Raw genomic sequence first — 13,000 nt, forward strand, 5'->3', positions numbered from 1 at the left:
TTGCGTACGGTGAAAAAAGGGCTTTAATTTTAGAAGTTTTTATACATTCGAACAGGAATAAAGTAGTGAGATTCATATAATAGAAGTAGTTGTGAAGGAGAAAAGGGGAAGGGGGTATAAAATGAAAAAAGTAGCGGTCGTTCGCTCGATCTTTTTGCCTCTAAGCGAGACCTTTATTTATAATGAGCTCGTTAACTTAAGAAAAACCAAGGCGTTCGTCTGTACACGCCATAGAAAAAATACAAGAGATTTTCCCTACAGGAAGGTATATAGATATAGGAGCAAGAGACATTTAGAAACGATTCTGCGCTCAGAAAAGGCTAACCTAATCCATGCAAGATTCGGCACAGCAGGTGTCGATGTAATGAATGTAAAGAGACGATTGAAGACCCCTATGCTTACATCCTTTCACGGGTCAGATCTTCCTTCGAATAAGAGAAGAAGCAAGTCGTATCGCAGAAAACTAAAAAAGCTCTTCCGATTTGGCGAGGCTTTTACGGTTCCTTCTAAAAATCTACGGAAAACGCTAGTAAAATACGGATGTTCCAAGAAGAAGATTCATGTTCAGTACAGTGGCATTGATGTGAGGGAATTCAGTTATAAAAAACGTTCGATCCACAGAGGAGAAAGAATTGTAATCCTCTCGGTCGGTCGTCTCGTAGAGAAAAAAGGAATGAAATATCTGATTCGAGCATTTTCAAGAGTGGAGAAGGAGTTTCCCCATGTGGAGCTGAGAATTGCGGGGGACGGTCCGCTCCGTAAAAGATTAGTAAAGATGGCGGAAAAGAAGGGGCTGCGGCATAAGGTTCACTTCCTAGGAGCACTGACCCATGAAGAGGTTCGGGATGAAATGCGAAGGGCCCACCTGTTTGTCTTAGCCAGCATCAAAGCTAAAAACGGAAACCAAGAAGGAATCCCCAATGTCTTAAAAGAAGCGATGGCTTGCGGTCTTCCGGTTGTTTCAACCTGGCATTCAGGAATCCCAGAGCTAGTGGAACACAAAAAGACGGGATACCTAGTGGAGGAAAGGGATAAGAAAGCTCTTGCCCAAGCCATACTCAAGCTGATTCGAAATCCTGAGCAGTGGGAGAAGATGGGAGAAAAAGGCCGCAAAAAGGTCGTTCGTAAATTTAACATCAGCAAGCAAGCGAAGAAACTAGAAAAACTGTATAGTAAGCTAGCGAAATAGCCCTTGGAAGCTTGCTTCTAAGGGCTTGCTGTATTTAAGTCGAAAACCTAAGGCGTACGCACCCCTCGCTGCATAGAATAGATTAATGTCACTTTTCATAGGAGGGGAGGAATAAATGGAAGATTTCAAGTCTATTACGGTTACGGAAAGAAAACGGCGCAAACGCGGAAAACCAAGGTTGAAGATTAAGAATCCGACGTCCTACAAGTTGATTGGCCAGGGAGCACAGGGAGCGGTGTTTAAGCTCTCCTCTGACCGTTGTGTGAAAATATATAAGAATAATACCGCAGCCAGCAAGGAACGAAAGGCCATGGAAGCAGGGCAAGATAAAGCCTTTATGCCCAAGCTCTATGAAGCAGGAGACAACTATATCGAGATGGAATATATACGCGGCACCGATCTGATTGACTATCTAGAAGAAACGGGACATTTCCCGAAACGATTAGTAAAACAAATCTTAGGCATTCTGGACGATATGAAGAACATCGGTTTTAAGAGAATTGACATGCGGCTTCGCCACCTTATTGTCACGAAGGATGAAAGACTGAAGCTGGTCGATCATGTGAATGCGTACGAAAAAATGAAGGAACCCGTGCGTCTGCTTAAGGACTTAAAGAATGAAAAATGGCTCAAGCCATTCCTCAAGAAGGTGAAGAAAATAGACCCCCAAAGGTACAAAAAGTGGAAAAGCATGACCTAGAGCGGCTAGAGCAAGCCTGTTTTCCCCGACACTAAGCACAGAATGACACGCTTCTCATATCGTATCCTGAGAATATATGTGGGTGATGGAAATGAGTGACGCATGGCTTGGCATACTGGTTAACGATAGCTTGTGGAAAGGAATACCCAAAGGACGTACGGGACAAGAAAAGATCGAATTTTATCTAGAGGCCGCACGCAATAGCGGAATTAAGCCTTGTTTTTTTAGGCTGGGGGATATTTCCTGTCGCTTCGGAAAAGTGAAGGCCCTAGTCAACAGCGGAGGGAAATGGAAGCAGCGGGTGATTCCGATTCCTCGAGTCATCCATAATCGGGCGATCTTTGATTCTCAGGTAAATTACAAACGATGTGAGAGGCTAAAAGAGTTAGGTATCGTTCTCTTCAACTTTTGGAATCGATACTCCAAGCTGGAAATCACGGAAATCCTAGCTCAAAATGATCAACTTAAACCGTATTTACCCTATAGCACTCCTTTCTCTCTAGCACACTTGTCGACGATGGGACAACAATTTCCTTCCGTCATGCTCAAGCCTGACAGAGGAACGGTAGGGGAAGGGATCGTTAAGATCGATCGTGTATCCCCGCTGGCCTGGAATCTCAAGTTTCGCTCAGGTAAACAGCTGAAGAGTCAATCTACAGAACAGAGGGAGCTCTATTCTAAACTGAAGAAGATAACGGGAAAGAATCGCTATCTGCTGCAAGAAACGATTGATCTGGCCACGTATAAGGAATGTCCTTTTGACATCAGGGTATCGGTTCAAAAGGATGGAACCGGAGAGTGGAGCGTTACGGGAATGGTGGGTAAGGTAGCAAGACCTGGACATTTTCTCAGCAATGTTGCCCAGGGAGGCTCCGTTCACAGTCTAGAGGAACTGTTTGAGGGGAATCCTGAGCTTTCACCGATTGAAGTGGAGAAAAAATTAGAAGAGGTTGCGCTGCTCATGGTTCAATATCTAGAGGAGAAGCTGCCGTATCTCGCAGACGTAGGCTTTGATTTTGGAATCGATAAAAAAGGGCAGCCGTTTTTTATTGAGATGAATGGAAGAGATCAGCGATACAGTTTTGCTAAAGGGGATATGATGGATACTTGGAAAAGGACGTATGAGAAGCCAGTCGCTTATGCTAAATTTTTGTTAGATAAACAGCGGGAGGGGTTGCGTGCATGCCAAGAACCCTAGGGATTCTGCTTGATTCAGGAGTATGGAGAGGCATCCCCTCTGGACGGACCGCTCACGAGAAAATCTCCTTTTATAATAGGGCTGCTGCAGCTCATAAGGTAAGAGTCATCTTTTTCCCCTTAACCCAGCTTAATCTGAAAGCGAATCGTGTAAAAGCGTACATGAGAAGAAATCGGAGCTTTAAGTTGATGTATAGTACCATCCCCGCGGTAATTCATAACCGTTCGATGCCTTCACATCCAAGCCTCAGACGCAAGTTAAAGCTACTTGCCAAGAGAAGAAAGGTGTACAATGAGCAGACACGTTATAGCAAGTATTCCATTCATCGGGTACTGGACAAGAAAGATCGCTTGGGAGACTATCTTCCCGAAACCAAGTCGTTTACGCAATCCAATCTATTGAAGATGATGGACCGCTTTGAGTCCCTTTATATCAAGCCGGTAAGCAGCAGCATCGGGAGGGGCATCTTTCGGATTTCTAAGCAAGGGAAAAAGCATTGGATGATTCAGGGGGAAGGAAAAAAGAGCGCCAAGAAAACGGAGAAAGTCTTCACTTACTTGAAACAAAAGTTAAAAAAGAAGTCTTACCTGATTCAGGAAGCCATCCCTTTAGCACAATATAAGGGTAAGCCCTTTGATATTCGTGTTTCTGTCCAGAGGAGCGGAGATGGAGACTGGCAAGTTACGGGAATGATTGGGAAAGTAGCGCGAAAAGGAAGTCATGTGACCAATGTGGCACGGGGCGGAAAGATTGTTCGTTGCGAGAAGCTCTTTAAGTCCTGTGGACTTCCTGTCCAGGCAACGATTCAAGAAGTGGAAAGAGTCTCCCTAGAGCTCGCAAATTATTTAGGGAAAAAGCTCCGAAACCTGGCTGATATCGGTTTTGATATCGGAATTGACGGAGAGGGCAGGCCTTACTTTATTGAAATGAATGGAAGAGATTTAAGATATAGTTTTGGAAAAGGGAAGCTTATGGAGAAATGGTATAAAACCTATGAAAATCCCATTAAGTATGGAAAGTACCTGATGAAAAATTCTTAAATATAGACATCAGCCGTGACCAGAGATGCCGAGCGATTCATAGACTGTTGAAAATGCTCTAGGAAATGGGTGTGTCTGAAAATGAAGATTGCGATTATTAGTCCAGGGAGTTTTTCCGTACCGCCCGTCATAGGCAGCAGTGTAGAACATGACATTCAAATGGTCGCAGAGCAATTGGAGAAAAACCATGAGGTGACGGTCTATGCGAAGACCTGCCCCGAGTACAGGCACTCTGAAAAGCAAGGCGGATTGCACTATAAGCGATTTCCTTTTGTAAGTTCCTCCCGATATCTTAACCATATCTTAAAGCACATGGAAAAAGATAAGCCGGATATCATAATGGTGGAAAACCGCCCGCTCTATGTTTTGCGTGTGAAGGAGAAGTTCCCTGATGTGCCGGTAGTGCTCAATATGCACTCCACCGTCTTTGCTTCTCCTCCTAACATAAAAAATGAAGATATGAGGAAGGTTGCCCGAGAAGTAGATGCGCTCATTACGAACAGTAGGTACTTAAGAATTTATTTCGTTAAGAATTATCCTGACTTCAAAGGGAAGTCCCACGCCGTCCATTTAGGGATCGATCCTTCCCCGTTCGAAACCGCCAAGGAGAAAGAGGATAAGCTCGCCAAGCTCAAGAAGAAGCTTAGAATCAAGGAAGACGATCTAACGATTCTCTTTGTAGGGAGATTGCTAAAGGCGAAAGGTGTCCATCTCTTAGTTGACATCATGCCGAAGCTGATTCAAGAATATCCGAATGTAAAGCTAGTTATTACAGGCGCTTCCCGATACGGAAGAAATTATATCACCCCTTATGTCCGAAGTATTCAACGAAAAGCTAAGTCCTTGGGAGACCACGTAACCTTTACTAAATTTGTGAAACCAGCGAAGATTCCTCTCATCTATCAGCTTGCTGATGTCGTCGTTATTCCTTCTCTATGGGAAGAGCCATTTGGGCGGGTGAACCTAGAAGCTATGGCTTCCGCTAAGCCTATAGTTGCATCAGACCGAGGAGGCATTCCTGAGGTCATCAAACATGAAGAAAACGGCTTAGTCGTATCGGTGGAAGACAAGAGTCATTTGCGTGACTCGATTATTAAGCTCCTTGAATCGGAAGAGCTGCGACAGGAGTATGGAAATAAAGGCTTACAGCATGTTAAAAAATTTACTTGGACCATGACCTCCAAAAAATACGTAAGAATTTTTAATAGGCTATTAAAAAAAGCGAAGGAAGTTGAGAGTACGAAATAGATTGTCCAGTGAGTAACATCACTAGGACTATTTTTTTTTTAGTGGTTGCCTAACTATTTTCATAAAATTTGTGACATCTTGTAGGCAAATGCATAAATTACGGATAGTGAGGGGTACACGAGATTTAGGGGAAAGGAATGAATAGGGAATGCCCAATCAAAGGCCTCGCGGGTCCAAGCGTAAAAAAAACATCTCCAATTCTCCGTTGATACTAAACATCGATAGAGACTTCAACGAACCAAGGGAATTGATCGATGACAATATTATTGAATTTCTGGAAATGGAGACAGAACCGGAAAAGTCTCCTTCCAAAGTCGAGCAATCGGGTGAGGAAGCAGAGCCTAAAGAAGTGGCTCCGCCGCTCGTATCAGAAGAAGTACAGATTGCAAAAAGTCCTCCGGCGGAAGCCCCTGTTGAGGAAAAACAATTTGCAGTAGAAGAAGCTGCTGGATTGCCTTATCAGCCAAGAGAGGTAAAAAGCTATAAGGTTTATAAGAAAAAAGCGATAAAAAAGCATGTAGATAAAGAAGCGATTTTGGAGGAACGGAAGAAAAACAAGAGCGAGCCGATCATCTATACGGACGATATTTTTAATGAAGCCATCACGAATGAAAAAATAGCCAAAAAGTCGATAGATTCCTCCAAGATCAAGACGGAGAGCATTGATACCAGTGCCTTAGCGGACTATGCCGTTGACAATTCTAAATTAGCCAATCAAAGCGTAACCTCAAATAAAATTGCCCCCAATTCCATCGAGGATGATCACCTGTTGGAAAACGCCATCTCCGGAAAAAAGATTAAAGACCGTACTATCCCAGGCGAGAAGCTGATGAATAACAGCATCACTTCTGATAAGCTCGCCGACAAGACTATTGATTCGTTGAAAATTGCGGAAGGGTCTATTCATACGAAGCACCTTCATGAACAGTCTGTCACCAACGAATTGATTCAGGATCAAAGCATTACAGGAGATAAAATCAAAAAGGGAACGATTCAATCTGATCACTTATCCAATTATGTGATCGATGGAGCAAAGCTCGCCTTTGAAGCGGTTAGCGCGATGCACTTAAAAGATGGAGCTATTTCTACATCTAAGCTGGCAGACGATTCCGTAGGTCCTAAGCAGTTACAGGAGCAAGCCGTTGAAGCAAAGCATATTAAAGATGAAGCGGTAAGTTCTCTTCATCTGGGAAATCGCGCGGTGAACTCGGCAAAGTTGGCTCCAGATTCGGTTACAACGGAAAAAGTCAAAGATCAAGCAATTATTTCTGCCAAAATCGCGGATGAAGCGATTGATACATCTAAGTTAGCAAAAGAGTCTGTTACCACAGAAAAGCTAGGAGATGAATCTGTCACTCTTTCCAAATTGGCCAATCAAAGCGTTGACGGACAAAAGCTAGCTACAAAGTCCGTGATGTCTCAGCACATATTGGAACAAGCCGTCCAACGAAAGCACTTGGGTGAAGGAAGCGTCGGCACACATCAGATCAGCGATCATGCCATAACGACGGCAAAGCTGGCTCCTGAATCGATTTCTGTCGATAAGATTATTGATCAGGCGATTACAGCCAGGAAATTATCGGATGGCAGCGTCAACTCGAGAAAAGTTGCCCCGGGCTCCATTGGCGCTCATCATCTTCAGGAAGGCATCATTGCCGAACAGCATCTAGATAAGAACTCAGTAAAGACCCATCACATTGCCAATGATGCTGTCCAACAGGCCAAAATTGCAGCGGAATCCATTTCGACGGATAAACTGATCAATTTGGCGGTTACGACAAAAAAACTAGCTGATCAAAGCGTGACAGAAGAGAAGCTTGCTGCAGGATCTGTTGGCTCGCAGCATATCCAAGATCAAGCGATAACGACGGGCAAACTAGCTGATCAATCCATTACCACGGAGAAGCTGGCTAATCTGTCCATTGCACCAGCCAATATCCAGGAAAGTGCCATTCGGGAGCAACACCTGGCTAATGGAGCCGTCCACGCCAATCATTTAGCAGATGCTTCCGTTACGATGAAGAAGATCGCCCCAGAGTCTATCACAACTGAAAAACTAACCAACCACTCAGTTAACACACCCAAAATTTCTGACGGCAGCGTCACCAGCGATAAGCTATCAGAGCATGCGATTGCTTCCCACCATGTGCAAGCACAGGCCATCCAAACTCATCACTTGGCGTTCGGTAGTGTTCAAAGGCATCATCTAAGCGAGAATTCGGTCAATACAGAGAAGATTACCAACGAATCGATCACGACGGATAAATTGGCGGATGGGGCAATCACGGAAAGAAAACTCCTGGATAATAGTGTCACGGCCAAAAAGCTGTCTCCCGAATCCATTCACTCTATCCATCTTCAACCCAAGGCCGTCTTAAAGCAGCATATAGCCGATGCGGCTATCACCTCAGATCATGTTTCTGAAAATGCCATCACCAAAAACAAGATTGCTCCCGAATCGATTTCCACCGATCGATTGATGGACCATTCGGTTACAGGGGCGAAACTCGCGGATCAGAGTGTTTCGGCACAAAAGTTAGGCTATGGTTCGGTGCGTGGCGAACATATTCAGGAAGGGGAAATTGCCTCTAGACATATCAGTAAAGAGAGCATTACGGCTGAGCACTTGAAGCGCGGAACGGTATCCGATGCCCATCTAGCTGAAGGTACAATTACAACTTCTAAGCTGAAGGATCACTCGGTAACGTCGGAGAAATTGGCTCCTAAATCCGTGACATTAGATAAGTTAGCCATTGAACCTCTTCAAGGGGAATGGATCAAAACAGGAGAAATCCACGGAGGACATCTACAAAAAGGCTCTGTTTCTTCTCACCATCTTGTGGAGGGCAGCATCACAGAAAGCCATATTAAAAATCAAGCCGTCACTACATCTAAGCTGAGCGACAACAGCGTAACATCGGAAAAAATAAGTCCACAGGCGGTCACAGGGGATAAGATTGCCTATGAGTCTATATCACCCATTCATATTCAGGGCAGTTCCATCAATGAGTCTCATCTGCAGGATGGTTCCATTACGGCTAGCAAGCTCAAGGATGGTTCCATTACCCCTGCTAAGTTGGGAGAAAAGTCTGTTACCTCTTCAAAATTGGCAGACCAATCTGTTACATCGGAGCATCTGCAGGATGGGACGATTGAAACAGAAAAATTGGCTGATGATTGTGTTACCGGGAGCAAACTTGCACAAGAAACGGTGGCAGAGCGCCATCTTCAGGATGGTGCGGTAACGGCTAAAAAAATCAAAGATGAAAGTGTGACCACAGAAAAGCTGGCTCCGGAAGCCGTTACTGCTGAAAAAATAGCCAAAGCGTCGATTACAAGTGACCATATTCCGCTCGGAGAGATTCATGGTTACCATCTGCAGATAGAAAGTGTGGGAGCATCCCATATTCAGCCTCAGAGCATCCATGCAGAGCATATACAAGATTTAACGATTAATGGCAATCACCTAAAGGCTGAGAGCATTACCACAGAAAAGCTGGGGAAAGGATCTGTAACGGAGGATAAGATTGCAAGAGCTTCTATTATGGGTGTTCATATCCAAGAAGAAGCGATTCAAGGCCATCATATCCAGGTAAGATCCATTGCTTCTGGTCATATAGGAAAATTTACCATCGCTGAAGACCATTTGCTAGATAAGGCCATATCCCAGTACAAATTGCAAGATCAATCGGTAACCACAGAGAAGTTAAGTACAAATGCCGTAACGAGCGATAAGCTAGCAAAGGAAAGCGTCAGCGGCAAGCATATCGCTGAAGGAGCCATTCAGGATTATCATTTACAGAACGACTCGATATCTACTGAGAAGCTACAGAATAGCAGTGTGACTACCGGTAAGCTGGCGCCTGAGTCCATCGTTGGAGAGAAGCTGGCAAAAGAAGCAATTAGTGGCGAGCACATCCAAGACAGCGCAATCGAAGCGCGGCATTTGAAGCTTGAGTCCGTCGGTTCCCAGCATCTAGGTCCACAAACGATTAACGAAGATCATTTGCAGGATCACGTGATTTCCGAAGCCAAACTGCAAGACCAATCCGTGACCACGGAAAAATTAAGGGCACAGTCTGTTACTAGTGATAAACTTGCCAAAGAAAGTATTGATGGCGAGCATATCAGAGCCGAGGAAATCGATGCACACCATCTGAAAAAAGGAAGCATTACTGCCGAGATATTGGCTGTAGATAGTATCTTGCCAGAACATCTCCAAGATGGGGTGGTCTCCTCCGCTAAGCTACAGGACGCGAGTGTAACTTCGGAGAAGATCGCCGATGGATCCCTTACATCGGAAAAAATAAGCTTAGGAGCTATCAGCAGTGAGAATCTTGCGAATCAAAGTGTAACAACCACGAAATTGCAAGACGGCTCGGTAACAGGAGAAAAGCTAGCATTAGGGAATGTCACGGGTGATCATATCGCGGAAGGCGCCATCAAGGAAGAGCATATACAAAATGATGCGATTTCCACAGAAAAACTTCGAGATGACAGTGTGACAACCGAGAAGCTGGCTGCAGAATCTATTATAGGAGCAAAGGTAGCCAAAGAAGCGATCAGTGGCGAGCATATCCAAGACAGCTCAATTGAAGCGCGGCATTTGAAGCCGGAGTCCGTCGGTTCGCAGCACCTAGGTTCCCAAACAATTAACGAAGTTCATGTGCAGGATCACGCCATATCGGAAGCCAAACTGCAGGATCAATCCGTGACGACGGAGAAATTATCCACACATGCGGTAACCGGCGAGAAGCTTGCTAAGGAAAGCATAGATGGTGAGCATATCCGCGCAGAAGAAATCGATGCGCACCACCTGAAAAAAGGGAGCATTACAGCGGAGCAATTATCGAACGATAGTATCTTGCCGCAACATCTCCAAGATGGGGCAGTCTCTTCCGCCAAGCTGCAGGATGCCAGTGTAACCTCCGAGAAGATTGCCAATGGATCTATTACAGCCGAAAAGCTGCATGCGGAAACGATCACGGGAGATAAAGTTGCTAAGGGAACAATCAACGGGATCCATCTGCAAGAAGCAGCAATAGAGAGCCATCACCTTAGCCTAGAGTCGATCCGATCCGAGCATATCGTCAAGGAAAGTATTACGGATGAACATTTGCAAAATGATGTGATTTCAACGGAAAAGCTTCGGGATGAAAGTGTGACAACTGAGAAGCTGGCTGTAGATTCTATTGTGGGTGAAAAGATAGCCAAAGAAGCAATCAGCGGCGAACACATTCAGGACAGCGCGATCGAAGCACGGCATTTGAAGCTGGAGTCTGTTACTTCCCAGCATTTAGGTCCACAAACGATTAACGAAGAGCATGTACAGGATGACTCTATATCAGAAGCCAAACTGAAGGATCAATCCGTGACGACGGAGAAATTATCCACACATGCGGTAACCGGCGATAAGCTTGCCAAGGATAGCATTGATGGCGAGCATATCCGCGCCGAGGAAATTGAAGCGCGCCATTTGAAAAAAGGAAGCATTACTGCGGAGATATTGGCTGTAGATAGTATCTTGCCAGAACATCTCCAAGAAGGAGCAGTCTCCTCCTCTAAGCTGCAGGACGCCAGTGTGACTTCGGAGAAGCTTGCCGATGGATCCATTACAGCGGAGAAGCTCGGCCGGGGAGCGATAAGCCGTGATAGTCTAGAGGATGGTAGTGTAACGACCGAGAAGCTGCGAGATGGCTCCGTAACAGGGGAAAAACTAGCAGTTGCGAATATTAATAGTGAACACATTGCAGAAGGCGCTATTCAAGAGCAGCATGTTCAGAATGACTCGATCGGCGCAATCCATCTGCAACCAAACAGCGTTCAAACCCAACACTTGGAAAATGGAGCGGTTTCGAGCGAAAAGCTTCAAGAAGAGAGCGTGACGGCAGAGAAGCTCCAAGCAGAAGCCGTTACAGGCGATAAGGTTGCTAAGGGGGCTATCAGCGGGAAGCATCTGCAAGAAGCGACGGTAGAGAGTTATCATCTCAATGTGGAGTGTGTGCGATCGGAGCACATTGTGAAGGAAAGTATTACCGACGAACACCTACAAAACGATGTTATTTCCACTGAAAAGCTCCGGGATGATAGTGTGACAGCCGATAAACTGGCCGAGGAATCCGTCATCGGGGAAAAGATAGCTAAAGAAACAATCAACGGGGAACACATTCAAGAGAATGCAATTGAATCGTGGCATTTGAAGGAGGAGTCCGTTGGTTCCCAGCACCTGGTAAATGAAAGTATTACGGGCGAGCACATTCGAGGCGATGAAATCGAGTCACGCCACTTGAAAAAAGGGAGTATAACCGCGGAAAGTTTGGCTGTTGATAGTATTGCGCAGGAACATCTTCAAGAAGGTGCGATCACGTCCTCCAAGCTTCAGGATGCGAGTGTAACCACAGAGAAGATTGCGGACGGCTCGATTACAGTAGAGAAAATTAGCTCGGGAGCCATAAGTACGACCAGCCTCGAGGATGGCTGTGTAACGTCCGAGAAGTTAAAGGACGGTTCCGTTACCAAAGAAAAGCTTGCAGCAGGGAATATTTCAAGTGAGCATATTGCGGACGGCGCCATTCAGGAGCAACATGTACAGAATCACTCGATTGGGGCAATTCATCTACAGGAAGGAAGTATTCAAAGCCAACACTTGGAAAACGGAGCAGTGACCGGTGAAAAGCTTCAAGATGAGAGCGTAACGGCAGAGAAGTTACAAGCGGAAACCATTACAGGTGAAAAGGTCGCTAAAGGGGCAATTTGCGGGAAACATCTGCAAGAAGCTGCGATAGAAAGCCAACATCTCAACCTGGAATTGATCCGATCAGAGCATATCAGCAAGGAAAGTATTACCGACGAACATTTGCAAGATGATATCATCTCCACTGAAAAGCTACGGGGTAATAGTGTGACAGCCGATAAGCTGGCCACAGACTCCGTCGTAGGGGAAAAGGTAGCAAAAGATGCGATTAACGGGGAGCACATTCAAGAGAGTGCGATTGAAGCCCGTCACCTGAAGCCGAAGATCGTGGGTTCCTTGCAGCTCCGAGATAAGAGTATCTCAAGCCAGCATCTTCAGAGTGAGTCGATCGCATCCAGCCACTTAGCGAAACAAGTGATTATAGAGGAGCATATTAAAAACGAAGCTATCACGTCGAAAAAAATAGCGACAGGAGCAGTACAGCCAGAACATCTTTCGTTCAATCCCGTACAGACGGTCCCAGGTGCCCAAAACACCTGCCAGCAATTTGGTTTTGGACATTTCGAATTTTCTGGTGACGAACAATCAGTTGATGTCTTGATTGAATTCGAGGAAGCATATAGTTCTAGTAAATTCGTCGTGGTTGCCATGGCTAATCATCCTGATTGTTATGTTTCCCTCAAGGAACAAACCGAGCAATCAGCCACGGTAACGGTCAGTCGCAGGAGCTGTGAAGGTGAGCTGCAAGGGTTCTTCTCTTGGATCGCCATCGGAGAAAAGAAAGAAGAAAAAAAGGCAACGTACTCCGAGTCTGAAAGCGAAGGAGAAGAGGCAAAGAAAAAGAAGAAAAGAACGAAGAAAACCCAGGACAGATAAAGGAAGATGGGTCTTAAGAAGAAGCAAAGCGCACCTTCTTAAAGACCCTTCTTTT

General features: G+C 45.3%; 6 protein-coding genes. All 6 read left to right on the forward strand.

The features are described 5' to 3' along the window. Nucleotides 1–121 precede the first annotated feature (121 nt). Entirely contained in the window at nucleotides 122–1,189 is a 1,068-nt protein-coding gene (locus EIZ58_RS02955; protein ID WP_134699026.1) for a glycosyltransferase, read from the forward strand. Nucleotides 1,190–1,304: 115 nt separating this feature from the next. Next, nucleotides 1,305–1,889 carry a serine/threonine-protein kinase gene (locus EIZ58_RS02960; protein WP_134699027.1) on the forward strand — a complete coding sequence of 195 codons (585 nt, stop codon included), beginning with the start codon at nucleotides 1,305–1,307 and terminating at the stop codon, nucleotides 1,887–1,889. Between the two features lie 91 nt (nucleotides 1,890–1,980). Next, entirely contained in the window at nucleotides 1,981–3,087 is a 1,107-nt protein-coding gene (locus tag EIZ58_RS02965; RefSeq protein ID WP_167577453.1) for a YheC/YheD family endospore coat-associated protein, read from the forward strand. After that, on the forward strand, nucleotides 3,072–4,127 hold the full coding sequence (locus tag EIZ58_RS02970; RefSeq protein WP_134699029.1) for a YheC/YheD family endospore coat-associated protein: 1,056 nt from the start codon (nucleotides 3,072–3,074) through the stop codon (nucleotides 4,125–4,127). The genes EIZ58_RS02965 and EIZ58_RS02970 overlap by 16 nt, the downstream gene beginning before the upstream one ends. Nucleotides 4,128–4,208: 81 nt before the next feature. Then, nucleotides 4,209–5,375, forward strand: a complete 1,167-nt coding sequence (locus tag EIZ58_RS02975; RefSeq protein ID WP_134699030.1) for a glycosyltransferase family 4 protein — start codon at nucleotides 4,209–4,211, stop codon at nucleotides 5,373–5,375. A gap of 280 nt (nucleotides 5,376–5,655) precedes the next feature. Then, on the forward strand, nucleotides 5,656–12,945 hold the full coding sequence (locus EIZ58_RS02980) for a WIAG-tail domain (RefSeq protein WP_167577454.1): 7,290 nt from the start codon (nucleotides 5,656–5,658) through the stop codon (nucleotides 12,943–12,945). Nucleotides 12,946–13,000: the final 55 nt, after the last annotated feature.

The sequence above is a fragment of the Ammoniphilus sp. YIM 78166 genome (assembly GCF_004522215.1).
Lineage (GTDB): Bacteria > Bacillota > Bacilli > Aneurinibacillales > RAOX-1 > YIM-78166.